Source organism: Microbacterium sp. K36 (assembly GCF_004794355.1).
GTDB classification, from domain to species: domain Bacteria; phylum Actinomycetota; class Actinomycetes; order Actinomycetales; family Microbacteriaceae; genus Microbacterium; species Microbacterium paraoxydans_D.
In genome coordinates, this window is sequence record NZ_SSDN01000074.1 from 24,522 (window position 1) to 47,870 (window position 23,349).

Annotated in this window: 23 protein-coding genes and 4 tRNA genes; 15 read left to right on the top strand and 12 right to left on the bottom strand. The window is 70.6% G+C overall.

Features of this window, described 5'->3' with window-relative positions; genetic code table 11:
- Positions 1-25: 25 nt before the first annotated feature.
- Complete coding sequence (locus tag DW296_RS08490; RefSeq protein WP_136051874.1) at positions 26-1,480, bottom strand: glycerol-3-phosphate dehydrogenase/oxidase; 1,455 nt, start codon at positions 1,478-1,480, stop codon at positions 26-28.
- Complete coding sequence (locus DW296_RS08495; RefSeq protein ID WP_136051875.1) at positions 1,477-2,085, bottom strand: TetR/AcrR family transcriptional regulator; 609 nt, start codon at positions 2,083-2,085, stop codon at positions 1,477-1,479. The genes DW296_RS08490 and DW296_RS08495 overlap by 4 nt, the downstream gene beginning before the upstream one ends.
- A 20-nt stretch (positions 2,086-2,105) precedes the next feature.
- On the opposite strand from DW296_RS08495, the gene DW296_RS08500 reads away from it, so the two are divergent.
- Genes DW296_RS08500 through DW296_RS08510 form a run of 3 tightly spaced genes read left to right on the top strand, consistent with a single transcriptional unit; the run spans position 2,106 to position 6,289 of the window.
- Positions 2,106-3,737, top strand: coding sequence for an FAD-binding oxidoreductase (locus DW296_RS08500; RefSeq protein WP_240743039.1), 1,632 nt, complete (start codon positions 2,106-2,108; stop codon positions 3,735-3,737).
- A 1-nt stretch (position 3,738) separates the two neighbouring features.
- Positions 3,739-4,653, top strand: coding sequence for a YegS/Rv2252/BmrU family lipid kinase (locus DW296_RS08505; protein WP_136051876.1), 915 nt, complete (start codon positions 3,739-3,741; stop codon positions 4,651-4,653).
- Positions 4,643-6,289, top strand: a complete 1,647-nt coding sequence (locus tag DW296_RS08510; RefSeq protein WP_136051877.1) for a GMC oxidoreductase — start codon at positions 4,643-4,645, stop codon at positions 6,287-6,289. The genes DW296_RS08505 and DW296_RS08510 overlap by 11 nt, the downstream gene beginning before the upstream one ends.
- A gap of 18 nt (positions 6,290-6,307) precedes the next feature.
- Here DW296_RS08510 and DW296_RS08515 read toward each other — a convergent pair whose 3' ends face one another.
- The 4 genes from DW296_RS08515 to DW296_RS08530 form a co-directional block, all read right to left on the bottom strand.
- Positions 6,308-8,449 carry a 3-hydroxyacyl-CoA dehydrogenase NAD-binding domain-containing protein gene (locus DW296_RS08515; RefSeq protein WP_136051878.1) on the bottom strand — a complete coding sequence of 714 codons (2,142 nt, stop codon included), beginning with the start codon at positions 8,447-8,449 and terminating at the stop codon, positions 6,308-6,310.
- Complete coding sequence (locus DW296_RS08520) at positions 8,446-9,651, bottom strand: thiolase family protein (RefSeq protein ID WP_136051879.1); 1,206 nt, start codon at positions 9,649-9,651, stop codon at positions 8,446-8,448. The genes DW296_RS08515 and DW296_RS08520 overlap by 4 nt, the downstream gene beginning before the upstream one ends.
- 73 nt (positions 9,652-9,724) lie before the next feature.
- On the bottom strand, positions 9,725-10,918 hold the full coding sequence (locus DW296_RS08525) for a ribonuclease D (RefSeq protein WP_136051880.1): 1,194 nt from the start codon (positions 10,916-10,918) through the stop codon (positions 9,725-9,727).
- Positions 10,911-11,492 carry a DUF3000 domain-containing protein gene (locus DW296_RS08530; RefSeq protein WP_136051881.1) on the bottom strand — a complete coding sequence of 194 codons (582 nt, stop codon included), beginning with the start codon at positions 11,490-11,492 and terminating at the stop codon, positions 10,911-10,913. Before DW296_RS08530 ends, DW296_RS08525 begins: the two co-directional genes overlap by 8 nt.
- Positions 11,493-11,517: 25 nt before the next feature.
- On the opposite strand from DW296_RS08530, the gene DW296_RS08535 reads away from it, so the two are divergent.
- A complete protein-coding gene (locus tag DW296_RS08535; RefSeq protein WP_136051882.1) occupies positions 11,518-12,675 on the top strand; it encodes an alpha/beta hydrolase family protein in 1,158 nt (385 codons plus the stop codon).
- Here the strand turns inward: DW296_RS08535 and DW296_RS08540 are convergent.
- Together DW296_RS08540 and DW296_RS08545 are read right to left on the bottom strand one after the other, a co-directional pair.
- Entirely contained in the window at positions 12,659-13,090 is a 432-nt protein-coding gene (locus DW296_RS08540; RefSeq protein ID WP_025103555.1) for a SufE family protein, read from the bottom strand. The two genes, DW296_RS08535 and DW296_RS08540, sit on opposite strands and share 17 nt — an antisense overlap.
- 18 nt (positions 13,091-13,108) lie before the next feature.
- Positions 13,109-14,002: a sulfurtransferase gene (locus DW296_RS08545; RefSeq protein WP_025103554.1), complete on the bottom strand. Its 894-nt coding sequence runs from the start codon at positions 14,000-14,002 to the stop codon at positions 13,109-13,111.
- 144 nt (positions 14,003-14,146) lie between these two features.
- On the opposite strand from DW296_RS08545, the gene zapE reads away from it, so the two are divergent.
- The 4 genes from zapE to DW296_RS08565 all read left to right on the top strand — a co-directional run bounded on the left by zapE (position 14,147) and on the right by DW296_RS08565 (position 17,640).
- Positions 14,147-15,184 carry a cell division protein ZapE gene (gene zapE, locus DW296_RS08550; RefSeq protein ID WP_136051883.1) on the top strand — a complete coding sequence of 346 codons (1,038 nt, stop codon included), beginning with the start codon at positions 14,147-14,149 and terminating at the stop codon, positions 15,182-15,184.
- Positions 15,185-15,318: 134 nt separating this feature from the next.
- Positions 15,319-16,557: an ammonium transporter gene (locus DW296_RS08555; protein ID WP_025103552.1), complete on the top strand. Its 1,239-nt coding sequence runs from the start codon at positions 15,319-15,321 to the stop codon at positions 16,555-16,557.
- Positions 16,558-16,576: 19 nt separating this feature from the next.
- Positions 16,577-17,170 (top strand): type II toxin-antitoxin system PemK/MazF family toxin, encoded by a 594-nt coding sequence (locus tag DW296_RS08560; RefSeq protein WP_025103551.1) that lies wholly within the window; start codon positions 16,577-16,579, stop codon positions 17,168-17,170.
- Positions 17,171-17,253: 83 nt separating this feature from the next.
- The gene (locus DW296_RS08565; protein ID WP_025103550.1) at positions 17,254-17,640 is read left to right on the top strand and encodes an SPW repeat domain-containing protein; all 387 of its coding nucleotides are present in this window, start codon (positions 17,254-17,256) and stop codon (positions 17,638-17,640) included.
- 60 nt (positions 17,641-17,700) lie between these two features.
- Here the strand turns inward: DW296_RS08565 and DW296_RS16445 are convergent, their stop codons facing one another.
- Positions 17,701-17,874: a hypothetical protein gene (locus tag DW296_RS16445; protein ID WP_153244978.1), complete on the bottom strand. Its 174-nt coding sequence runs from the start codon at positions 17,872-17,874 to the stop codon at positions 17,701-17,703.
- Between the two features lie 111 nt (positions 17,875-17,985).
- Positions 17,986-18,411: a GIY-YIG nuclease family protein gene (locus DW296_RS08570; protein ID WP_102209279.1), complete on the bottom strand. Its 426-nt coding sequence runs from the start codon at positions 18,409-18,411 to the stop codon at positions 17,986-17,988.
- A gap of 103 nt (positions 18,412-18,514) precedes the next feature.
- Here DW296_RS08570 and DW296_RS08575 point away from each other — a divergent pair, with 103 nt between their 5' ends.
- On the top strand, positions 18,515-19,480 hold the full coding sequence (locus DW296_RS08575; protein ID WP_136051884.1) for a TIGR03885 family FMN-dependent LLM class oxidoreductase: 966 nt from the start codon (positions 18,515-18,517) through the stop codon (positions 19,478-19,480).
- On the top strand, positions 19,477-21,141 hold the full coding sequence (locus DW296_RS08580) for an alpha-amylase family protein (RefSeq protein WP_136051885.1): 1,665 nt from the start codon (positions 19,477-19,479) through the stop codon (positions 21,139-21,141). Before DW296_RS08575 ends, DW296_RS08580 begins: the two co-directional genes overlap by 4 nt.
- A gap of 53 nt (positions 21,142-21,194) precedes the next feature.
- Here DW296_RS08580 and DW296_RS08585 read toward each other — a convergent pair.
- Positions 21,195-21,267, bottom strand: a tRNA-Val gene (locus DW296_RS08585).
- 151 nt (positions 21,268-21,418) lie between these two features.
- Here DW296_RS08585 and DW296_RS08590 point away from each other — a divergent pair.
- The 5 genes from DW296_RS08590 to DW296_RS08610 all read left to right on the top strand — a co-directional run bounded on the left by DW296_RS08590 (position 21,419) and on the right by DW296_RS08610 (position 22,756).
- A tRNA-Gly gene (locus tag DW296_RS08590) sits at positions 21,419-21,491 on the top strand.
- A 52-nt stretch (positions 21,492-21,543) separates the two neighbouring features.
- Positions 21,544-21,614, top strand: a tRNA-Cys gene (locus DW296_RS08595).
- Positions 21,615-21,641: 27 nt separating this feature from the next.
- Positions 21,642-21,716: transfer RNA gene (locus DW296_RS08600), tRNA-Val, on the top strand.
- A 217-nt stretch (positions 21,717-21,933) separates the two neighbouring features.
- Positions 21,934-22,254, top strand: a complete 321-nt coding sequence (locus tag DW296_RS08605) for a hypothetical protein (RefSeq protein WP_238695585.1) — start codon at positions 21,934-21,936, stop codon at positions 22,252-22,254.
- Between the two features lie 172 nt (positions 22,255-22,426).
- Positions 22,427-22,756: a DUF7882 family protein gene (locus DW296_RS08610; RefSeq protein WP_136051886.1), complete on the top strand. Its 330-nt coding sequence runs from the start codon at positions 22,427-22,429 to the stop codon at positions 22,754-22,756.
- 70 nt (positions 22,757-22,826) lie between these two features.
- On the opposite strand, the gene DW296_RS08615 is transcribed toward DW296_RS08610, so the two are convergent.
- Positions 22,827-23,300 (bottom strand): DUF4383 domain-containing protein, encoded by a 474-nt coding sequence (locus DW296_RS08615; protein WP_126893138.1) that lies wholly within the window; start codon positions 23,298-23,300, stop codon positions 22,827-22,829.
- Positions 23,301-23,349: the final 49 nt, after the last annotated feature.

The following is a 23,349-nucleotide window of genomic DNA, read 5'->3' on the forward strand; positions in this document are numbered from 1 at the left end:
CTTCCCCGCGCAGGACTCCCGTCGGTCAGCGGAGGTCGTCCACCGTCTCGGCGACGATCCGTTCCACCGCCGGGAGGGCGCGGGCGCGCTCGTCGGGGACGAGGCCGACCCGCGTGCGGCGGTCCAGCACATCGGCTGCGGTGAGGGCGCCCTGGAACCGGACGGCGTGCTCGACGGCGGCGCGGGAGAGAGGGGTTCCCTCGACGACGGCGTCCCGCGGGCCGTCCGGTGCGGGATCGTCGATCAGGCGCAGGGACGCGGTGCTGCTGGGGCCGGCGCGGAGACCGCGCTGCCGCACCGCCAGGTCGACGGCGTCCTCGGCCATCCGACGGTAGGTCGTCAGCTTGCCGCCGAGAACGGAGACGACGCCCGACGCGGAGGTGCGCACGAGATGCCGACGGGAGACGTCCGCGGTCTCGGCCGCTCCGGTGTCGACGAGCGGGCGGAGGCCGGCGAACGCCCCTCGGACGCGGTCCCGCGCCAGCGGCACTGCGAGCAGGCGGTTCAGGGTCTCCAGGAGGAAGGCGATCTCCGCCTCGGTGGGTCCGGCGACGGAGGGGATGGGCCCCGGTGCGTCGACATCCGTGAGCCCGACGATGACCCGCCCGCCGCGCTGCGGCAGGGCGAACACGTAGCGGCTGATGGAGCCTTCGAGCGGGATGGTGAGCGCGGCGATCGGACGACCGAGGTCGGCGGCGTCGAGGACGATGTGGGTGCCGCGGCTCGGGCGCAGCGTGAGGCCGTCGTCCAGAGTCGCCGCCCAGACTCCGGTGGCGTTGACGACCGCTCGTGCGCGGATCTCGATGCGTTCCCCGGTGAGCATGTCCGTCGCCGTGGCTCCGTCGGCGTGCAGCCGCTCGGCGCGGACTCTGGTCAGGATCCGCGTGCCGAGACCGGCAGCCGTGCGGGCGACGGCCACGACGAGGGCGGCGTCATCGGAGAGCTGGCCGTCGTACGTGACCATGCCGCCGCGCAGTCCCTGCGCGTTCAGGGCGGGGAACAGGCGCAGCGCCTTCGCCCTCCCGACGGGGTGCGGGCCCGGCAGGACCTTCCCGCTCGTGCGCGCCTGCAGGCGGAGGAGGTCGCCCATGGCCATCCCCGCCGCGCCGGCCCCGCGCTGGCGGCCGCTGACTCCGGGGGCGAACGGGAGAAGCTGTCCGAGTGGACGGATGAGGTGCGGTGCGATCACCGACATCAGCAGATGCCGCTCCCGCGCACTCTCGCGTGCCGTCGCCACGTCGCCCGTCGCGAGATACCGTAGGCCGCCGTGGACCAGTTTTGAGCTGAACCGGCTCGTCCCGAAAGCGAGGTCCTCCGCCTCGATGAGGGTCACGCGAAGCCCGCGTGATGCGGCGTCCAGGGCCACGCCCGTCCCGGTGATCCCGCCGCCGACCACGAGGAGGTCGCACGTGTCATCGGCCGCGGCCGCGAGGTCGCTTCGGCGGCGCGCCGCGTGGAGGGCGGTCGAGGCGGCGGTCATGGCCGGAGGTGGCCGTCCAACGCGGCGCGGAGCTCGCGTTCCCAGGCCTGCTCGTCGATGAGGTCGGCCACCGTGCCGTGCGACAGGACGGCGGACTGGGCGATCAGAAGCAGCATGACGGCGATCTCGCCCGGTTCGCCCGCGCGCACCGAGCCCTGGGCCTGAGCCGCTGCGATCGCGTCGGCCAGCCACCGCAGGATGAGCCGCTGGCTGGAGCCCACCCGGTGCAGCGTGTACCGCGTGAACGCCTCAGGTTCCTCCTCGAGGAGACGGCCGTACACCGGATCGGCGCGGAAGAGGGAGGTGAACCGCAGCACGTCGGCGACGAGCGCATCCCGGGAGTCGACCTTCTCGGGGAAGTCCTGGAGGAGGGTGGCGACGCGCCGCAGGAGCGCGGAACGGACGACGTCGTCGGCATCGCGCCAGGTCCGGTAGATGGTGGGGCGGCTGAGGCCGGAGCGCCGGGCGAGTGCGGCGATGGTCACACCGTGGACGCCGCCGCGGACGAGCAGGTCGTCCGCCGCGTCGAGGACTCGGCGCTGAGTGGCATCCCAAGGGGGAGTGAAGGCTTCCGAGGGAACATCCGAAGGTTGACGTTCTTCCATGATGTGTCACACTGTAACCCATGGAGCAGCGGAACGGCAGAGGAGCCGACAGGCCCGAGATGCGCTGGAACGGCTGGGGCGACCCGGAACGGGCGAAAGGCCTCCCGCTCGCGGTCCGCGGACTGCTGCCCCTGCTGCTGGGCCGCGTTCCCCGTCCGCCGCGTCCGCCCGCGCTGGACGACGTGCGAGTGCGGGCCTCCCGGCTCACGGCCGATGATCTCGACGCGCTGGTGGCGGCGGTCGGACCTGACGCGGTCGACGACACGTCGTCGGTGCGCCTTCGGCATGCCGGGGGGCGCTCCACGCCCGATCTCCTGCGGCGGCGGGCTGTCGAGCAGGACGCGCCCGACGCCGTCGTGTTCCCCGCGGACCACGACGCCGTGCGCGCCTGCCTCGCGCTGGCGGGGGTGCGCGGGATCGCCGTGATCCCCTTCGGCGGGGGAACGAGCGTGGTCGGCGCGCTGGACCCGGAGACCGGCCCGCATCGCGCGGTGCTCAGCCTGGACCTGCGCCGGCTGTCCGGCCTGCTCCGGCTCGACGCAGTCAGCGGCGAGGCGACCCTCGCGGCAGGTACGACCGGACCCGAGGCCGAAGCGCTGCTGTCGGCGCACGGGTTCGAGCTGGGGCACTTCCCGCAGAGCTTCCGGTACGCGACCATCGGGGGTTTTGCCGCTGCCCGATCGTCCGGACAGAACTCGGCGGGCAACGGCCGCTTCGACGCGATGGTGACGGGGATCCGCGTCGCGACACCGACGGGCGACCTCGACCTCGGCCGCGCGCCGGGATCGGCGGCCGGGCCCGATCTGCTCCGACTCTTCCTGGGTTCCGAGGGGATCTTCGGCGTGATCACGGAGGTCCGCGTCCGAGTGCACCCGGTACCGACGGTGCGGATCTTCGAGTCGTGGACCTTTCCCGACTTCGACCGCGGGGCCGATGCTCTCCGCCGGGTCGTCCAGCAGGGAGCCGGCCCCACGGTCATCCGGCTCTCGGATGAAGCCGAGACCGCCGTGAGCCTGGCCCAGGTCGGCCGGATCGGGAAGGCTCTCGCGAAGGGGGCGAGCGTCGTGACGGTGTTCGAGGGCGACGACGCCGCGGCGCGCCGGGACCGGACCGCGGAGATCCTCGCCGCGGTCGGCGGTCGCTCCGCGGGCACCGGCGACGCGGAGGAGTGGGCGGCGGGACGCTTCGACGGTCCGTATCTGCGCGATGCTCTCCTCGACGCCGGGGTGTTCTGCGAGACGTTGGAGACCGCGACCACGTGGTCGAACCTGCGCACTCTGAAGGAGGCCGTCGAGGGGGCGCTGCGGGATGGCTTCGATGCGGTCGATGCGCGCACGTACGTCATGTGCCACGTCTCGCACGTGTACCCGACCGGCGCGTCCCTCTACTTCACGGTGCTCGCCGGGCTGCGACAGGATCCACTCGGCGCCTGGACCGTCGTGAAGGGCAGGGTGAACGACGCGATCCTCGCGAACGGCGGGACGATCAGCCACCATCACGCCGTGGGTCGCGATCACGCCCCCTGGCTCGCGCAGGAGGTCGGGGACACCGGCGTGCGGATCCTCACCGCCGTGAAGCGGGAGCTCGATCCTCGCGGCATCATGAACCCGGGCGCCGTCCTCGTCGACGGCGGGCACAGGGCGACCGTCTGACATGGGTCACATCGCGGTGCTGTCGAACCCGCTGTCCGGCAAGGGCCGCGGACAGCGGGTCGCGCAGGAGGTGCTCGTTCATCTGCGGCAGCGGGGCGCAGTCGTCCGCGTCTATGTCGGAGAGTCGGCTGCGGACACGAGGCGGCTGGCCGGGGCCGCGCTGGACGCGGCACCGGACGGGCTCGTCGTGGTCGGCGGCGACGGCACCCTCTCCGGCATCCTCGAGCTCGTGTGCGCCGCGGGCGTCCCGGTCACGGTCGTCCCCGCCGGCACGGGGAACGATCTGGCGCGCGCGCTCGGGTTGCCGCGCGCGGACGTGGCAGAGGCGGTCGAGCTCGCGCTGACCGGCGTGCCCCGTGCCATCGACATCGGCGAGGTGCGGACCGCGACGGGCACCTCGCTGTTCCTCACCGTGGCGGCTCTGGGGTTCGACGCCCAAGTGAGCGATCGCACCAACCGCCTCCGCTGGCCCTCCGGCGCGTTGCGGTACTACCTCGCGCTGCTGATCGAGCTCATCCGGCTGCGTCCCCTCGATTTCACGATCCGTGCCGATGACGGCCCGGTGACCCCGGCCCGCGGCACCCTCGTGGCGGTCGGGAACACAGCCAGCTACGGCGGGGGGATGCCGGTCTGCGTGGGTGCGGCCCCGGACGACGGCGCCCTGGACGTCGTCGCCGTGGGCCCCCTGGGCCGCCTCCGGCTGCTGCGCCTGTTCCCGCTCCTCCTGCGCGGGACGCACCTCGCGCGGCCCGAGGTCCGTCACCTGCGCGCCCGCACCGTCACGGTCTCCGCTCCGGGCCTCGTGGCCTACGCGGACGGCGAGCGCGTGGGGGAGGGTTCCTGCACGATCTCGGTCCGGGCGGAAGCACTGACCGTCATGACGCGGGCGGAGCGGAGGGACGCGCATGTTCGATGAGGACGTCGTCATCGTCGGGTCGGGGTTCGGCGGATCCGTCGCTGCGCTCCGGCTCACGGAGAAGGGCTACCGCGTCCGCGTGTTCGAAGCCGGGCGGCGATTCGCCGACGAGGACTTCGCGAAGACGAGCTGGGACGTGCGTCGCTACCTCTGGGCCCCGGCGCTCAGGTGCTTCGGGGTGCAGCGCATCCATCGGCTGCCGCACGTCATGATCCTCGCCGGCGCGGGCGTCGGCGGCGGGTCGCTCAACTACGCGAACACACTGTACGAGCCGGGCGCGGCGTTCTTCGCCGACCCTCAGTGGGCGTCGATTCGAGACTGGCGCGCGGCACTGGCACCGCATTACGCCACGGCCAAGCGCATGCTCGGTGTGGTCGAGCGCTACCCGCACGAGGGCCCTGTCGAACGGATCATGGCCGGAGCCGCGGAGGACCTCGGGGTGGGCGCGACTTTTCGCCGAGCCCCGGTCGGCGTGTGGTTCGGTGAACCGGGGCAGCGGGTCGCCGATCCGTTCTTCGGGGGCGAGGGCCCCGATCGCACGGGCTGCACGCTCTGCGGCAACTGCATGGTCGGCTGCCGCGTCGGTGCGAAGAACACCCTGGTGAAGAACTACCTCGCCCTCGCCGAGCGCCGCGGAGCGGTCATCGAGCCGCTGCGCACGGTCACCGAGGTGCGGGAGCTGCCGGACGGCGGCTTCTCCGTCACGACGCGGCGCAGCGGGGCCTGGTTCCGGCGGCGTGAGCAGACCGTCACCGCGCGAGAGGTCGTGTTGGCCGCGGGGACCTGGGGCACCCAACAGCTCCTGCACCGGATGAAGGACGCCGGAGCGCTGCCACGGATCTCCGACGCCGTGGGCCGGCTCACGCGCACCAATTCGGAGGCCTTGGACGGGGCCGTCGCCGTCCGAGTGCCCGAGGGAGTGGAGCTGGCGCGCGGCGTGGCGATCACCACCTCGTTCCACGTGGACGAGCGCACCCACGTCGAGAACGTCCGCTACGGTCCGGGATCGAACCTGATGGGCGCTCTCGCCACCGTGCTGGTCCCCGGCGACCGCGGCCTGCCGGGCCGCCTGGTCGCGCTCGCGGGGCAGGTGCTGCGCCGCCCCGCGCGGGCCCTGCGCCTCGCCTCTCTCCGACGCTGGAGCGAGCGGGGGATCATCGCGCTCGTCATGCAGACCGCCGACAACTCGCTCACGCTGTCGCTGCGACGGCGCTTCGGGCGCGTGCAGCTCACGAGCGCCCAGGGGCACGGCGCGCCGAACCCCAGCCACCTCCCGGAGGCGCATCGTGCCGCCCGTGCCATCGCTGCCCGCCTGCAGCGCGAGGGCGGTGTGCCGACGGCGGCGCGCGGCTCCTGGCCCGAGGTCTTCGGGATCCCGCTCACCGCGCACTTCCTCGGCGGGGCGGTCATCTCCGGTGCGCCGGAGGAGGGTGTCGTGGACGAGTATCAGCGTGTCTGGGGACACCCCGGGCTGCACGTCGTCGACGGCGCCGCTGTGCCGGCGAATCCGGGAGTGAACCCGTCCCTGACCATCACCGCGCTCGCGGAGCATGCGCTGTCGCACTGGCCACGACGCGGGGAGCCGGATCCCCGGCCGACGCCGGGGACGACACAGGGGGCCACGCCCTCGGCGTGACCCCCTGCGGAGAGTTGATCAGCGGTTCTGGATACCGCGGATCTGCGGGGTGTGGAACGAGCCGCCGAATGCGCGCTCGGAGGCCCCCTCGCGGTCGAGGTACGGCGACGCCCCACCATCGATGAACGGCCAGCCGGCGCCGAGGATGAGGCACAGGTCGATGTCCTCGACCTCCGGCACCACGCCCTCGTCGAGCATCCGCTTGATCTCGGTCGCGAGCCCGTCCTGCACGCGCTGCAGGATCGTGGCCGCCGACGCCGAGCTCTTGCCGACGGCGGGAGCCAGGACCTTCTCGGCCTGCTTCGTCCAGCCGACCACCCGGCCGCCCTTGTCCTTCTCCACGACCTGGTCGAGCTCGGCCAGGGCGTGGAAGTTCTCGTTCGCGTAGAACCGGTCGGGGAACGCGCGCACCATCGTGTCCTGCACGTGCGCGGCGACCTTCCAGCCGACGAGGTCGATGAGCTGGAAGGGGCCCATCGGCAGGCCGAGCGGCGCGAACGCCTTCTCGACGTCGGCGATGGGGGTGCCCTCGTAGACGGCGCGCGCCGCCTCGCCCATGACCTTCGCGAGCAGACGGTTCACCACGAAGCCCGGGGCGTCGGCGGTGAGCACCGCGTTCTTGCCGAGGTTCCTGGCGACGACGAACGCCGTCGACAGGGCGGCGTCGGCCGTCGCGGGCGTCTTCACGATCTCGATCAGCGGCATGACCGCGACCGGGTTGAAGAAGTGGAAGCCGACGAGCCGTTCCGGGTGGGCCAGCTTCGCGCCGATCTCCTCGACCGACAGCGACGAGGTGTTCGTGGCGAGCACCGCGTCCTCCGCGATGATCTTCTCGATCTCGCCGAAGACCTGCTGCTTGACGCCGACCTCTTCGAAGACCGCCTCGATGACGAAGTCGCAGTCCGCGTAGAGGCTCTTGTCGGTGGTGCCCGTGACGAGGCCGCGCAGCTTGTTCGCGGTGTCCGCGTCCACCCGGCCCTTCGTCTCCAGCTTGCCGATCTCCTCGTGGATGTAGGCGACACCCTTGTCGACGCGAGCCTGGTCGAGGTCGGTGATGAGCACCGGGACCTGGAGCTTCCGCACGAACAGCAGCGCGAACTGGCTGGCCATGAGACCCGCGCCGATGATGCCGACCTTGGTGACCTTCTTCGCGAGCTCCTTGTCGGGGGCGCCGACTGGACGCTTCGCGCGCTTCTGTACGAGGTCGAACGCGTACATCGAGGCCGCGAACTGATCGCCGGTCACGAGTTCCGCCAGCGCCTCGTCCTCGCGGGCGAAGCCCTCCGCCTTGGTGCCGCTCTTCGCCTTGTCGAGCAGCTCGAGGGCGGCGTACGGCGACTTCGGCACGGTGCCGATCTTCGACTCCAGCATGCCGCGGGCCATCTTGATGGCGATCGGCCACTTGGTGAGGCGCTCGATCTTGCCCGGCTCGTTCTTGCGCACGACCTTCTTGCCGCCGAGGACCGCGTCCGCCCAGGCGAGGGAGTTCTCGAGGTAGGTCGCGGCAGGGAAGATGGCGTCGAAGATGCCGAGGTCGAAGGCCTGCTGGGGCTTCAGCATGCGGTTCTGCTTGAGCGGGTTGGAGATGACCACCTCGAGGGCGTTCTCGATGCCGATGAGGTTCGGCAGCAGGTAGGCGCCGCCCCAACCGGGGATGATGCCGAGGAAGACCTCGGGCAGCGCCACGGCCGCGGCCGAGGCGTCGACCGTGCGGTACGTGGAGTTCAGGGCGATCTCCAGGCCGCCGCCGAGCGCGAGGCCGTTCACGAACGCGAACGACGGCACGCCGAGCTCGCTCAGCTTCCCGAGCACCTTGTGGCCGAGCTGGGCGATCAGCCGCGCGTTGTCGCGCGAGCCGACCTTGCTGATGTCCGAGAGGTCGGCGCCGGCGGCCATGATGTACTGCTTGCCGGTGATGCCGACCGCCTGGATCTCTCCGGCCGCCGCCCGGGCCTTGAGTCCGTCCAGCGTCGCGCCGAGCTCGGTGAGGGTGGCCGGGCCCAGGGTGTTCGGGCGGGTGTGGTCACGACCGTTGTCCAGCGTGATCAGGGCGAGGATCTTCCCCGAGGCGAGGCGGATGTCGCGCACGGGGGAGTGCGTGACGACCTCTCCCTCGGTGAGCGCCTGGATGGGCGAGAAGTCGACGTCGTCGTAGCTCACTTCTTCTTCTTTCCGTCGTAGTGCGGGTTCTCCCAGATGACCGATCCGCCCTGTCCGAGGCCGACGCACATCGCCGTCAGGCCGTAGCGCACGTCCGGGCGCTCGGCGAACTGCGCCGCGAGCTGGATCATCAGGCGGACGCCGGAGGCGGCCAGCGGGTGACCGACGGCGATCGCGCCGCCCCACGGGTTCACGCGAGGGTCGTCGTCGTCGATGCCGAAGTGGTCGAGAAGGGAGATCACCTGGATGGCGAACGCCTCGTTGAGCTCGAAGAGTCCGATGTCGGAGATGTCCAGACCGGCCTTCTTGAGCGCCTTCTCGGTCGACGGGATCGGGCCGATGCCCATGATCTCGGGCTGCACGCCGGCGAAGGCGAACGAGACCATCCGCATCTTCGGCGCGAGTCCGAGCTCCTTGACCGCGCCGCCGCCGGCGAGCAGCGACATCGTCGCGCCGTCGGTGAGCGGCGAAGACGTTCCGGCGGTCACGCGGCCGTGCGGACGGAACGGCGTCTTGAGGCCGGCGAGGTCCTCCATCGTGGTCTGCGGACGGCGGCCCTCGTCCTCGGTGGCGAGGCCCCAGGCGCCATCGGCACCCTTGATCGCGACGGACACGAGGTCCGGCTGGATCTTGCCGGCGTCGTACGCGGCCTGCACCTTCTGCTGGCTGCGCATGCCGTAGCGGTCGGAGCGCTCCTTGGTGAGGTGCGGGAAGCGGTCGAAGATGCGCTCCGCGGTGACGCCCATGTTGAGAGCGCCCGGGTCGACCATCTTCTCCGCCACGAAACGCGGGTTGGGGTCGGCGTTCGCGCCGATCGGGTGGTGACCCATGTGCTCGACGCCGCCGGCGAGGGCGAGGTCGTACATGCCCAGGCCGATCGAGGCGCCCATGGTCGTCACGCTCGTCATCGCGCCGGCGCACATGCGCTCGACCGCGAGTCCGGGGACGGTCTGGGGGAGTCCGGCGAGGATCGCCACCGACCGCCCGAGGGTGAGCCCCTGGTCGCCGGTCTGGCTCGTCGCCGCGATGGCGACATCGTCGATGCGATCCGCCGGCACGGCCGCGTTGCGTTCCATCAGGCCGATGGTCGCCTTGACGGCGAGGTCATCCGCGCGGGTGTTCCAGTACATGCCCTTTTCGCCGGCGCGCCCGAAGGGGGTGCGCACTCCATCGACGAAGAAGACGTCCGAGATCTCGGCCACTCTGCCTCCAAGTTAGTGCGGTGGCCTCAGTCTATGAACGGCCGGAAACCGGGAGGAATCGGTTGGATCGAACCTACGAAGCGGTCGCGGACGTGGTGTCGGGCGATTGCGTCGCCTCTACAAAGGCGTCGGCGATCTTCTGTGCAGTCTGTTCAACCTGCCAGGGGCGTGCCCCGAGCGCGGACAGCGCGGTGCCGACCTCTTCGGCCGTGGCGGCAGGACCATCCCAGGCGATCCGGCGCAGGTACTCGGGCGTGAGGAGGTTCTCGGTGGGCATGCCCAGTTCCTCCGCGACCGCCTCGACGGCAGGACGGGCAGCCTTCAGGCGGGCGTCCGCCGCCGGATTGCGGTCGCCCCAGGCGCGGGGCGGGGGGAGCGCGTCGCTCGGCACGCGCTCGCGCGGCAGCGTCTCGGCGGCACGGCCGTCGACGATCGCCTGCCACCAGCGGTCGAGCTGCGTGCGGCTCGCCCGGCCCTGGAACTCCTTGACTCCCGCGAGTGCCTGCTTGGAGGCGGGGTTGGCAAGGACCGCGGCGACGAGGGAGCGGTCGGGAACGAGGCGCCCGGGCGAGATGTCCTGCTGCTGCGCGTACATCTCGCGCGCCTCCCACAGGGCGCGGGCGACGGCGAGATTGCGGGCGCCGCGCACCTGGTGGAGCCCGCTCAGCCGCCGCCAGGGATCTTCGCGTGGGGCCTTCGGGGCTCGCGCCAGGGTGGCGGCGAACTCCTGCGCGGCGAACGCGGTCTTGCCCTGCTCCTCGAGCTCGGCGACAAGGGCGTCACGGACGTCGACGAGGTGCAGCACGTCCAGCGCGGCATAGTCCAGCCAGGAGTCGGGCAGCGGACGGGTCGACCAGTCGGCCGCCGAGTGCTCCTTCTTCAGGGTGATGCCGAGCGTGTCCTCGACGACGGCCGCCAGACCCACCCGGTCGTGACCGAGCAGACGGGACGCGAGCTCGGTGTCGAAGATCACCTTCGGCTCCAGGTGCAGCTCGCGCAGCGACGGGAGGTCCTGGCTGGCGGCATGGAGCACCCACTCGACCTCGCCGATGGCCTCCTGCAGCGGAGCGAAGTCGCCGATCGCGGGCGGGTCGAACAGGAAGACCCCGGCGTCGCGCCGGAAGACCTGGACCAGATACGCCCGCTGCGAGTACCGGAATCCCGACGCCCGCTCCACGTCGACGGCCACGGGGCCGGTGCCGGCGGCGAGCGCAGCACAGGCGGCGCGGAACTCCTCGGTTTCGGAGATCACGGAGTATTCAGTCACGTACAGCCTTTCGCGCGCCGATCACGGCGATGCCCTCGGAGCCCGGCGGAAGTCCCGCCAGCATTCCGACCAGCTCGGCCCATGCTTCGACGTGCGGTCGGAACGGGCCCTCCGGAGTCCAGGACGCCCGCAATTCTATCTGTGCCCCGTCTCCCTCGTCGGCGAGGCCGCCGAACCCCTTCGACAGCGTCTTCGTCGACGTGCCGGACGGGGAGTGGGAGATCGCGTCCCGGGAATCCAGCGCGTCCACGAGCCACGACCAGGTGACGTCGGCGAGCAGGGGGTCGGTGCCGATCTCGGTCTCCAGCGGAGCCTGGGCGAAGATCACGATGCGCCAGGCGCCGCCCCAGGCATCCGGCTCGTCCGGATCGTGCAGGAGGATGAACCGCCCGGTGCCGTACACGGAGTCGCCGTCCTCGCCGGGGCGGACGTCGGCGGACAGGGCGATCGCGAAGGGCGCCAGATTCTGCGGGGTGGGGATCTCACGGACCGCGATGTCGTCACGGAACGTGGTCGCGCGCAGTTCGGCGACGGCGGCGTCGAAGGGCGTCCCGGCCTCGGGGTGTGCGGTCACGGCAACAGGCTAGAGTCGGAAGGCGATGAAGAGTCTCAGGCACGCCGTTGCGATCGTTGTCCCCGCGCTCCTCGCCCTGGGCGCTGCCGTCGGCGTCCTCGTGATCGCCGTGGCGCGTCGGGTCGTCATCCCGTTGCGCAGCCGCACCCTCGACACCGAGATCCTCGCGGTCGACACCGGGGCGCAGACGATCGAGCTCCGCCGCACCCTCGACACCGAGCTGCCGGGGCGATACGGCCTCTTCACCACGGGCACCTACGGCTACGTCAAGCTCGGCGCGGTGCTCAGCGCGGACAGCACGACCGTGCGGCGCAAGCTCCTCACGAAGATCGAGCCCGGAGCCCGGGTGGACCGCGGAGCCTCGTTCAGCGGCAGCTACTACACGTCACCGAGCGAGCTGCACCTGCGCTGGGAGAACGTGCTCATCGGCTCTCCGGCCGGCCCGTGCCCCGCGTGGTTCTTCCCCGGGGACTCCTCGACCTGGGTCATCCAGGTGCACGGTCGCGGCACCACGCGGGCGGAATGCCTCCGCGCCGTGCCGGTGCTGCACGCGGCGGGGCTGCCCACGCTCGTGGTGTCGTACCGCAACGACGGCGAGGCACCGCGGACCAAGGCGGGCGCCTATGCGCTCGGGGCGTCGGAGTGGCGGGACGTGGACGCCGGGATCGCCTACGCGCTGCGTCACGGCGCGGAGCGCGTCGTGCTGATGGGCTGGTCCATGGGCGGGGCCGTGTCGTTGCAGGCCGCGGTCAACTCCGGCCATCGGGATCGCATCGCGGGCATCATCCTCGAGTCGCCGGTCGTGGACTGGCGCACCGTGCTGCGCTTCCAGGCCCGGGTCGCCCGGGTCCGCGAACCCCTGCCCGCCCTCGCGATGGGGGCGCTGCAGCTGCCGCTCACGGCGAGGCTCAGCGGTGCGGACGAGCCGATCCTGTTCGATCGCCTGGACATGGTCGCGCGGGCCGACGAACTACAGGCGCCGATCCTCATCCTGCACAGCGACGACGACGGCTTCGTCCCCGCGGACGCCTCGCATGCCCTGCAGGAGGCGCGGCCGGACCTCGTCACCATGCCGCGCTTCACGGTCGCGAGGCACACCAAGCTCTGGAACTACGACGAGAAGGGCTGGACCACGGCCATCACGGAGTGGCTGGCGGCCCAGGGGCTCAGCGCTTCTGCCTGACCTGGTTCTTGGCGCGCATGAGCATGCCGGTCATGCCGCCGATCCGCAGCGGTGACACGGCCTTGGTGAGCCCGATCGACTGCGGGTAGTCCTCGGGGATCGCCAGCACCTCGTCCGCCGTCAGTCCGGTGAGGCCCTGCACGAGGATGCTCGCGAACCCCCGGGTCGTCGGCGCCTCTTCCGGGGCCGTGGCATGCATGGTCACGACGTCGTCGTGGACTTCGACGTAGATGTAGACCGGCGACTGGCACTCCGCGACGCGCTCGCACATCTCCGGATGCGCCGCCACCTCATCGGAGACGGCGGGCAGCTCGTCGGCGTACTCCAGGAGCAGCAGCAGGCGATCCGATTCCGGGGTCTCCAGGAATCCGTCGCGGATCTCGGCGAGGGTCTCGGGCAGTGCGGAGGCGTTCATCCCCGCCATTCTCCCACCTCAGACGGTGCCGGGCTCCGTGCCCGTGACGATCGGGACGCGCACCGCGCTGCCCCACTCCGTCCACGAGCCGTCGTAGTTGCGGACGTTCTCGAAGCCGAGGAGGTGCTTCAGCACGAACCACGTGTGGCTCGAGCGCTCCCCGATGCGACAGTAGGCCACGACGTCGTCGCCGTCCTGCAGCCCGGCGCCGTCCCGGTAGATGGCATCGAGTTCGGCGCGGCTCTTGAAGCCGCCGTCCTCGGCGACCGCCTTCGCCCACGGCACGCTCTGCGCGGTGGGGATGTGACCGGCGCGCAGGGTCCCCTCCTCCGGGTAGGCCGGAGCCGTGGTGCGCTCTCCGCTGTACTCCTCCGGCGAACGGACGTCGATGAGCGGGTTGCCGAGGTGGGCGAGCACGTCCTCCTTGTATGCACGGATGGCCGTGTCGTCCCGCTCCACCACCGGGTACTCCGTGGCGGGGCGGTTCGTCGCCTCGCGGGTGAGCTCGCGGCCCTCCGCGATCCAGCGGTCACGGCCGCCGTCGAGCAGACGGACGTCCTCGTGGCCGAACAGCGAGAACACCCACAGCGCGTACGCCGCCCACCAGTTGTTCTTGTCGCCGTAGATGACCACCGTGTCGTCGCGGGCGATGCCCTTGCGGCTCAGCAGCTCCGCGAAGCCCTCGCCGTCGACGTAGTCCCGCACCACCGGGTCGTTGAGCTCGGTGTGCCAGTCCACCTTCACCGCTCCGGGTATATGGCCCGTCTCGTAGAGGAGGACATCCTCGTCCGACTCGACGACCACGAGGCCGGGCTCTCCCAGGTGGGCCGCGAGCCACTCGGTCGTCACCAGGCGGCCGGGCTCGGCGTACTCGGCGAACTTGGGGGAGGAGGAGTCGAACTCGATGGCCATGGGGTCTCCGTAGCGGTGAGCGGGCGAGCGGGCGGTGCGGACGGCGTAGTGTGGATCCGTCCCTTCGACGATAGATCCTCCGCGCGCCTCCGGGACCCGATCCGTAAGACTTCGACACAGGCCGTTGCCTGATTCAGGACCGTGATGACCGACCCGACCACCCGCACCGGAACCGTCCACCTCACCGAGCGCACGCCGACGGTCAGCGGACCCGAGATGCTCGCGAGCCTGGTGCCGCCGCCGCAGTTCGACGACGCCACGTTCGACAGCTACCGGGCGGACCCCGCCTACCCGTCGCAGGAGGAGGCCAAGCAGACGCTGCTCCGGTTCGCCGGACGCGGCGCCCCCGTCAAGCGGGGCGGTCTGTTCAGCAGGGCGAAGAAGGAGCCGGAGCTCAAGCCGGGGGTCTACCTCGACGGCGGCTTCGGCGTGGGCAAGACCCACCTGCTCGCGTCGATCTACCACGCGATGCCCGCGCGCCGGAAGTACTTCGGCTCGTTCATCGAGTACACCGCGCTGGTGGGTGCCCTCGGGTACAAGAACACCGTCGACCTCCTGAAGGGCGCCGATCTGCTCTGCATCGACGAGTTCGAGCTCGACGATCCGGGCGACACCATGGTCATGACGCGTCTGCTCGGTGAGCTCGTGCCCACCGGGACCCGGCTTGCGGCGACCTCCAACACGCCGCCGAACGCGCTCGGCGAGGGGCGCTTCGCCGCGCAGGACTTCCTCCGGGAGATCCACGCGATGTCGGACAGCTTCCAGACCCTGCGCATCGACGGCGTCGACTTCCGGCAGCGCGCGATCGACGGTCACGCCGTGACGCTGGACGACGCGGCGTACGGGGCCGCCGTGGAGGCGGCCGCGGCGGACGGCGCCGTGTCGGACGACGCGTTCGACGATCTCATCCGGCACCTCGCCCAGGTGCACCCCTCGCGCTACATCCGCCTCATCGACGGGTTGCATCTGGTGGGCCTGCGGGGCGTGCGCCAGCTCACCGACCAGTCGGAGGCGCTGCGGTTCGTGGCGTTCGTCGATCGCGTCTACGACGCGCAGATCCCGATCCTCGCGACGGGCGTCGGGCTCGATGCCGTGTTCTCCGACGAGATGCTCGCCGGGGGCTACCGCAAGAAGTACCTGCGCGCCATCTCCCGGTTGAACGCACTCACGCATTCTGCGTAAGCCCGAAGGCCGGCGTAACGCGATGTTCACACCCGGAGCCGGGCTGTAACAGCGGGGAAACAAACCTCACGCATGGGCGAAATCGCCCGTGGTCACACTGAAGCTCTCAACTACTTCGGATGTGAGGTTTTCCTATGGATGCTCCCGGCAACATCTCGTGGGCGATCACCGCGACGGCACTGGTGCTGCTCATGACGCCCGGCGTCGCGTTCTTCTACGGCGGTCTCGTCAAGGCGAAGAGCGTCGTCAGCATGATGATGATGAGCTTCGGCTCGATCGGACTCGTCGCCGTGCTGTGGATTCTCTTCGGCTTCTCGATGAGCGCCGTCGACAGCCCGACGGCTTTCGCGGGCAACCCTTTCGCGGACATCGGCCTGTCCAGCCTCGCCTCGGGTGAGGGGTCGAACGTCGCCCTCCTCAGCGTCGCGTACGGCGCCACCTTCGCGATCATCACCGTCGCCCTCATCTCCGGGGCGATCGCCGATCGGGCGAAGTTCGGCAGCTGGCTGATCTTCGCGGGCGTCTTCGCCACGGTCGGCTACTTCCCGGTCGCCGCCTGGGTCTGGGGCGGTGGCTGGATCATGAACCTCGGCACCACCCTGTTCGGCGAGGACAGCGGCATCGGCGTGATCGATTACGCCGGCGGCACCGCGGTGCACATCAACGCGGGCGCCGCGGCGCTGGCCCTCGCCCTGGTGCTCGGCAAGCGCATCGGTTTCCAGAAGGGCATCCTCAAGCCGCACAACGTGCCGCTGACGCTGCTGGGCGCCGCCCTGCTGTGGTTCGGCTGGTTCGGCTTCAACGCCGGTGCGGAGTGGCTCGCCGAGGACATGGGCGGCGTCGGCCTCATCGGCCTGAACACCCTGGGTGCGACCGCGGCCGCGATCCTCGGCTGGATCCTCATCGAGCGCATCAAGGACGGCAAGCCCACCTCGGTCGGCGCCGCCTCCGGCGCCGTGGCGGGACTCGTAGCGATCACCCCGGCGTGCGCAAACCTCACCCCCGGGTGGTCCCTCCTGCTCGGCGCGGTGGCCGGGATCGTCTGCGCCCTCGCGGTGGAGCTGAAGTTCCGTCTCGGCTTCGACGACTCGCTCGACGTGGTCGGCATCCACCTCGTCGGCGGTCTCATCGGCACCGTGTACCTCGGCTTCTTCGCCACCGGCACCGGCCTGTTCGTCGGCGGCGACGCCCGCCAGCTCGCCGTCCAGGTGATCGCCGCCGCCGGCGTGCTGATCTACTCCTTCGTGGTCGCCTGGGTGATCGGCTTCGTGATCCAGAAGACGATCGGGTTCCGCATCACGAACGAGGACGAGATCGCCGGTGTCGACCAGGTCGTCCACGGCGAGGAGGGCTACGCTCTCGCGAACGCGTGACGACGGTTAGGGTGACCGTGTGGGCACGACCAGCAACGGCATCCTGAAGACACTTGCGGATCTCCTGCGCCGAGCAGTGGGCTCCCCCCGGGCGTCGCGGACCTCTCCCGGTCCGCGGCGCCCGGACGCGCGTCTGCGGACGGCCGAGGAGCGCGAGCGGCGGTCGGCATCGGATGCCGGCGTCGAGCCGGGACGCGCCCGCGGCACCGAGACCGTGCGGCTCGACGCCGGGCGCATGCCGGCCGTCCGCGTGTCCTATGCGCCGCAGCGGGACGGGGCCCCGGATGCGGGCGAGGTCGTCTGGACCTGGGTGCCGTACGAGGAGAACGACGGCCGAGGCAAGGACCGACCGGTGCTGGTGATCGGGCGGCAGTCCTCCGAACGGGTGTACGCGGTGCGGATGACCAGCCGGCCGCACGACGGCGACCGCGACTACCTCTCGATCGGGAGCGGGGAGTGGGACGGGCAGGGCCGCGAGTCCTGGGTCGACATCGAACAGCTCTACAGCGTCCACGAGCGAGGTCTCCGCCGGGAGGCAGCGGCCCTGGACCGTACCCGGTACGCCCGGGTCGCTGCGGCGCTCCAGCGGCGATACGGGTGGGCGCAGAGCTGAGGCGGATGCCGCGTTCCCATCCGATGGGGGCAGGGCTCCGAACCTTCCTGTGAGTCGCCGCCGGCGGCACCCAAGGAGGAATCATGCGTTTCATCCCGACCAAGGTCCATGGAGTTCTCGATTACGTCGTCGGAATTGCTCTGATCGCCGCGCCCTGGCTCTTCGGCTTCGCCGGCATGGGCGGAGCCCCCGTCGTCATCCCGATCGTCCTCGGCGTCGGCCTCATCGTCTACAGCCTCTTCACGAAGTACGAGTGGGGTCCGTTCGGTCTGATCCCCATGCCCGTGCACCTCGTCTTCGACATCGTCGCGAGCCTCTTCCTCGCCCTGTCGCCGTGGCTGTTCGGCTTCGCGGGCGAGGCGCTGAACGTCTGGCTCCCGCACGTCGTCGTCGGTGCCGCCGTCATCGTCGTCGTGCTGTTCTCCCAGCCGCAGCCGCAGAGCACCCGCGGACGCGCCGCTACCGCCTGACGCCGGACACGACGAGGGGCGACCGCATGCCGATCCGGTCACCCCTCGTCGTCGCGAGGACTACTCCTCGTCGTCGGCCTCGGCCTGATGCTCCTGCTGCTGCTCGGTGTCGACCTGGGCGGGAGGCAGATCCTGCAGGAACTGGCGGTCGCTGTTCGGGTCGCCGCTCCCGTCGCCGGCGAGCGGATCCTGCGCGCTGACGTCGTCGGCGGGGATGTTCTCTCGTCCGTTCATGTCCGGTCCTCTCACGCGGGGCGCCGGGTGCGCCCGTTCATCGGCGAGTCTGCCTGCCGTCCGCGACGGACGGGATCCCCTGGTGCGATCCGGCGCGTGGTGATAGGCGGCTCAGCCGCGGAGAGCGGCGCTGAGCCAGCGGGCGTACTGGTGCCAGGGGTCGCCGTCCTGCTGCAAGCGGGCGATGTGAGCGCCGATCTCGGGCGTCAGGGTGAACCACTCGCCGCCTTCGCGCGCGGAGGCGAACTCGCGGTGACGCTGCTGTTCGCGGACCCGGTCGCCCCGTTCGAAGGCGAGGAGCTCATCATGACGGATGCTCGCGAGTCTGCGCCGTGGCTGCCTGCTCGTGCCGATCTTCACCCTGCGGTCGTACCGGAGGTAGTACACGACGTCGATCCGCGGGAACGGCAGGTCGGGGTCGGGGGAGTCCCCGTAGCGCCAGCCGCAGAGCACGCAATGCCAGGCATCGTCCGTCCGCAGCCCGGTGAGACCGCCGCAGAGCGGGCAGGGTCCGGGGAGAAGGCGGGGTTTCGGCACCGGTGCAGCCTACGTCCGCCCTCGGACATCGGCCGTACCTGCCAGTACCCGGCGCTTCTGTCAACCACTGCCGTGGGGCGTCGTCGCTTGCCAGACTCGGCCTATGGTCTTCATCGGATTCCACGCCTCCCATGAGCAGATCCCGCCCGGCGCCTTGCTCGACGCGGTCGTCAGCGCGGAGTGGGCCGGCTTCGACGGGGCGATGTGCTCCGATCACCTGGCCCCGTGGCTGCCCGAGCAGGGGGAGTCGGGATTTGCGTTCAGCTGGATCGCCGCGGCGCTGGCCCGCACCCGCTTCCCGATCGGCATGGTCAACGCGCCGGGACAGCGATACCACCCGGCGATTGTGGCGCAGGCCTTCGGGACGCTGGAGGAGATGTTCCCCGGGCGGTTCTGGGCCGCGCTCGGCAGCGGGGAGGCGATGAACGAGCACGTGACCGGTGAGGTGTGGCCCGCCAAGGACGTTCGGAACGCGCGGCTGCGCGAGAGCGTGGACGTGATCCGCCGGCTGCTGGCCGGTGAGGAGGTCGACCACGACGGTCTCGTGCGCGTGCACCGCGCGCGGATCTGGACCCGCCCGGCTCAGCCGCCGCCGCTCCTCGCCACCGCGGTCAGTGCGGAGACGGCGGAGTGGGCAGCCGGCTGGGCGGACGGGCTCGCGACGGTCGCCCAGGAGCCGTCCGCGCTGCGGAGGGTGGTCGAGGCCTACCGATCGGCCGGGGGACAAGGGCCGTGCATCCTGCAGACGCACGTGAGCTGGGGCACCGACGACGCCGAGGCCTACGCGACCGCGAAGGAGCAGTGGCGGCAGGGCGTCGTCACCCCGCCGCTCGCGTGGAACATCGAGCAGCCGGAGGACTTCGACGCGGCGGTGGGCGAGGTCGACGAGGCGGGGCTGCGCGCGGCGGTCCTCGTCGACCATGACGCCCGTTCCCTCGCGGAACGGCTGGCGGAGCTCGTCGGCGTCGGCTTCGACCGGATCTACCTGCACCACGTGGGCCGCGAGCAGACCGGGTTCCTGAAGGCGGCCGCCTCCGAGATCCTCCCGGCTCTGAGAGAGCGCACATGAAGATCACCGACATGAGCGACCTGTGGTGGAAGACGGCCGTCGTCTACTGCCTCGACGTGGAGACGTTCCTGGACGCGGACGGCGACGGCGTCGGCGACCTCCGCGGCCTCGCGCAGCGCATCGACTACCTGTCGCAGCTCGGTGTGACATGCCTGTGGCTCATGCCGTTCTATCCCTCGCCCGACCTCGACGACGGCTACGACGTCAGCGACTTCTACGGCGTGGACCCTCGTCTGGGCACCCACGGCGACCTCGTGGAGGTGATCCGCACGGCCCGCGACCGCGGCGTCCGCGTGATCGTCGACCTCGTCGTCAACCACACCTCCGACCGTCACCCGTGGTTCCGCTCGGCGCTCCGGAGCGTCGACTCGCCCTATCGCGACTACTACGTGTGGCGGGACGATGCGCCGCCCAAGGGCCAGAAGAACACGGTGTTCCCGGGGCAGGCCGACGGGATCTGGACGAAGGACGAGAAGTCGGGGCAGTGGTACCAGCACAGCTTCTACGAGCACCAGCCCGACCTCAACATCGCCAACCCCGTGGTCAGGGACGAGATCGCGAAGGTGATCGGATTCTGGCTGCAGCTCGGCGTCTCGGGTTTCCGGGTGGACGCCGTGCCGTTCCTCCTCGAGGTCCCGAAGACGGCCGACATCCCCGACCCGCACGAGCTGCTGCGGGACATGCGACGCTTCCTCCAGCGCCGCTCCAGTGAGGCGATCCTGCTCGGCGAGGTCAATCTCCCGTACGAGGAGCAGCGGGCCTACTTCGGGGGCGCGGACGGCGACGAGCTGACCATGCAGTTCGACTTCGTGGCGATGCAGGCGCTCTATCTTTCGCTCGCCCGCCGCGATCCCGCCCCTCTCGTCGCCGCGCTCACCGCGCGGCCCGTCCTCGGACCGGAGGTGCAGTGGGCGAACTTCCTCCGGAACCACGACGAGCTCACCCTCGACAAGCTGACCGAGGCCGAGCGCCAGGAGGTCTTCGCGGCCTTCGCGCCGGACGAGCGGCAGCGGGTGTTCGGGCGTGGGATCACCCGCCGCCTCCCCCCGATGCTGGAAGGAGACCCCCGGAGGATCCGGATGGCGTACAGCCTGCTCTTCACGCTCCCCGGGACGCCGGTGCTGTTCTACGGCGAGGAGATCGGGATGGGCGAGAACATCGCCGTCGAGGGGCGGCAGGCCGTGCGCACCCCGATGCAGTGGTCGGCGGATCGCAACGGCGGCTTCTCCGATGCGCGTCCCTCCCGGCTGGTCGCGCCGTTGCCGACGGACGGGTACGCGCCCACGCACGTGAACGCCGCCGCCCGGCTCGAGGATCACGGTTCGCTCCTCCACTTCGTCCGCGACCTGACCGCGCGCTACCGGGTGTCGCCCGAGCTCGGGTGGGGGATGTTCCGCGTCGTCGACCAGCCGCAGGACGCCCTGCTGGTGCACTCCCTGGAGGCCGATGTGGGGCGCACGATCGCCGTCCACAACTTCGCGGAACGGCCGGCGACGACGCGGTTCCGGCTGGGGGAGGAGCCCGCGGGCACGACCCTGGTCGATCTCCTCGACGCGCGGCGCGTGACCCTCGACGACGACGGCGGGGTGGAACTGGAGCTTCCCGCCTACGGCTATCGGTGGCTGCGCGTCTCGCGCCCGGGGGACGGCAGGGTCCTATGACGATCCGGAAACGCCGAAGGCCCCGGATGACCGGGGCCTTCGAAGGGATTCTGTGGGCGATACCGGACTCGAACCGATGACCTCTTCCGTGTGAAGGAAGCGCGCTACCAACTGCGCCAATCGCCCATACCCGTGGGGTACGTCAACCGATACTACCCGACCGGAAAGCGCTCGGATGACCAGTCCGGGAGACACGCGCGAGATTCGCCACGGGTTTGGCGGAGCGCGGATCATCGGCTAATGTTTCATAAGTGCCCGGGACAACCGGGAACGAAATGCGGATGTAGCGCAGTTGGTAGCGCACAACCTTGCCAAGGTTGGGGTCGCGAGTTCGAGTCTCGTCATCCGCTCGAGTGCAGTAGATCTTCTCGAAGATCGGCGGCACGTGGGGTCAATCCACACGGTGGCGTGGCCGAGCGGCTAGGCACCGGCCTGCAAAGCCGTTTACACGGGTTCGAATCCCGTCGCCACCTCACGGGAAAACTGAATAGCCCCAACGGGCGCGATTGGCGCAGCGGTAGCGCGCTTCCCTGACACGGAAGAGGTCACTGGTTCGATCCCAGTATCGCGCACCACCTGAAACCCCCGGTTCTGCCGGGGGTTTTTTCTTGCCCGCGCCCCGTTCCTCCCGCTCCTTCGCCTCGCGCGGTGTCGCAGATCCGCGCGAGGTCGCAGCCTCACGGCAGAGCTCTGCGACATCGGTGCTGATCTGCGTGTCGGTGCCGCGGGAATCGAGTTCGAAGATGTGTTCGAATATCGGTATCCTGGAGGAGGCCGGAGGAAGGAGCCGGTGTGGGGAACTCGGGTCGCGCGCTCTCCGCGTACAACGACATGCGGTCGCAGCATCAGGCCATCGAGGCCGCCGCACGCCGCGGCCCCCTGCAGTCCCTGTCCGATCGCGAACTCGCCTTGCGCGAGTCCGCCATCACCGTCTATCCGCACGCGCTCCAACGGCGGGTGCGGGCGTGGGTGCGATTCGGCCCGGAGGCGATCCGCGTGGAGGCCAAGGTCGTCCGCTCCACTCCGCTCGCGGCGGGCATCGAGTTCCGTGCCGGCGAGCGCACGTATCGCTGCTGGGTCTGGGGGAACGCGGTGCAGCCGGCGGAGGGGTGACCGCGAGAGTGGACACCGCTCGCACGATCTGTTCGTTTCCCGTCCGCACATCGGTGTCTTCGGTCTTCCCGAGGCGGTGCCGCTGACAGGGTGGACGGACATCACCACCGGCGATCGACGATCGCACCTCCGTGGGACGAGATTCCGTGGCGATCATCTCAGGAGGGCGGACATGGGTAGATTCATCTACGAAGGAAGCGCCAAGATCGAGGTCGAGGATCGCCCACTGCGACATCTGCAGCTCGTGATGACCGCGAAGCTCCGGCGGGGCGAGCCCTTCCCGTACACCTGGAAGGAGGACGCCAGCATCGGGGGCGGACGGATCACCGTCTGGATCCATGCCGGGAGCTCCATGGTGTTCAAGTACGTGGGCAGCCGCCAGCCGGAGGTCAACCGGGCCTGGGTTGACGCGCTGGCATACACGGCCAACTCGCCGAGCGGCCTGTATCTCGTGCCGGAGCCGGCTAGCAGCGCGGTCACCGGCACCCTCGACGCGGCGTAGGGCGCGACGACAGACGGGACGCCCCCTCCGCGAGGCGAGGAGGAGGCGTCCCGACCTGGTGCACCGAGCGTCAGACGCGCGCGGTGCCTGCGCCGTTCCGCGGGACGCGCGGCTCTCGACTGACGAAGATGCCCAGCAGCACCATGCCGATCGCGAGACCGAGGTGGAGCCAGTTGTCGGCGTTGTTCACCGGCAGGAAGTTCAGCTGCTCGTTGCCGACCGCGATGAGGCCGTACAGCCAGACGACGAGGTACGCGAGCCCGCCGATGATGAGGTAGAGGCGGGAGGCGCGCGGCGAGGCGGCGAGCGCGATGCCCGCGACGGCGAACAGCAGGTGCACGACGTTGTGTAGGACCGAGACCTGGAAGAGGCCGAGGAGCAGGGCCTCCGATGCTGCTCCGGCACCGTGCAGGTGTTCGGCCGAGTGGGTCAGGCCCGGGATGAAGCCGGCGATGCCGACGATGAGGAAGACGATGCCGACGGTCAGCGCCGTCTTCTGGATCGGTGTCTCGGCGTAGCGGGTGGTGCGGGTGGTGTCGCTCATGATCCCCTCCAAGGTGGGTGCGGTTGCCCGAAAGTAGAACCCCGGGGCG

Bases quoted from the DNA above. Each gene is read 5' to 3' on its own strand.
- DW296_RS08490 (WP_136051874.1), bottom strand. From the start codon at position 1,480: ATGACCGCCGCCTCGACCGCCCTCCACGCGGCGCGCCGCCGAAGCGAC.
- DW296_RS08495 (WP_136051875.1), bottom strand. From the start codon at position 2,085: ATGGAAGAACGTCAACCTTCGGATGTTCCCTCGGAAGCCTTCACTCCC.
- DW296_RS08500 (WP_240743039.1), top strand. From the start codon at position 2,106: ATGGAGCAGCGGAACGGCAGAGGAGCCGACAGGCCCGAGATGCGCTGG.
- DW296_RS08505 (WP_136051876.1), top strand. From the start codon at position 3,739: ATGGGTCACATCGCGGTGCTGTCGAACCCGCTGTCCGGCAAGGGCCGC.
- DW296_RS08510 (WP_136051877.1), top strand. From the start codon at position 4,643: ATGTTCGATGAGGACGTCGTCATCGTCGGGTCGGGGTTCGGCGGATCC.
- DW296_RS08535 (WP_136051882.1), top strand. From the start codon at position 11,518: ATGAAGAGTCTCAGGCACGCCGTTGCGATCGTTGTCCCCGCGCTCCTC.
- DW296_RS08540 (WP_025103555.1), bottom strand. From the start codon at position 13,090: ATGAACGCCTCCGCACTGCCCGAGACCCTCGCCGAGATCCGCGACGGA.
- DW296_RS08545 (WP_025103554.1), bottom strand. From the start codon at position 14,002: ATGGCCATCGAGTTCGACTCCTCCTCCCCCAAGTTCGCCGAGTACGCC.
- zapE (WP_136051883.1), top strand. From the start codon at position 14,147: ATGACCGACCCGACCACCCGCACCGGAACCGTCCACCTCACCGAGCGC.
- DW296_RS08555 (WP_025103552.1), top strand. From the start codon at position 15,319: ATGGATGCTCCCGGCAACATCTCGTGGGCGATCACCGCGACGGCACTG.
- DW296_RS08565 (WP_025103550.1), top strand. From the start codon at position 17,254: ATGCGTTTCATCCCGACCAAGGTCCATGGAGTTCTCGATTACGTCGTC.
- DW296_RS16445 (WP_153244978.1), bottom strand. From the start codon at position 17,874: ATGAACGGACGAGAGAACATCCCCGCCGACGACGTCAGCGCGCAGGAT.
- DW296_RS08575 (WP_136051884.1), top strand. From the start codon at position 18,515: ATGGTCTTCATCGGATTCCACGCCTCCCATGAGCAGATCCCGCCCGGC.
- DW296_RS08580 (WP_136051885.1), top strand. From the start codon at position 19,477: ATGAAGATCACCGACATGAGCGACCTGTGGTGGAAGACGGCCGTCGTC.
- DW296_RS08610 (WP_136051886.1), top strand. From the start codon at position 22,427: ATGGGTAGATTCATCTACGAAGGAAGCGCCAAGATCGAGGTCGAGGAT.
- DW296_RS08615 (WP_126893138.1), bottom strand. From the start codon at position 23,300: ATGAGCGACACCACCCGCACCACCCGCTACGCCGAGACACCGATCCAG.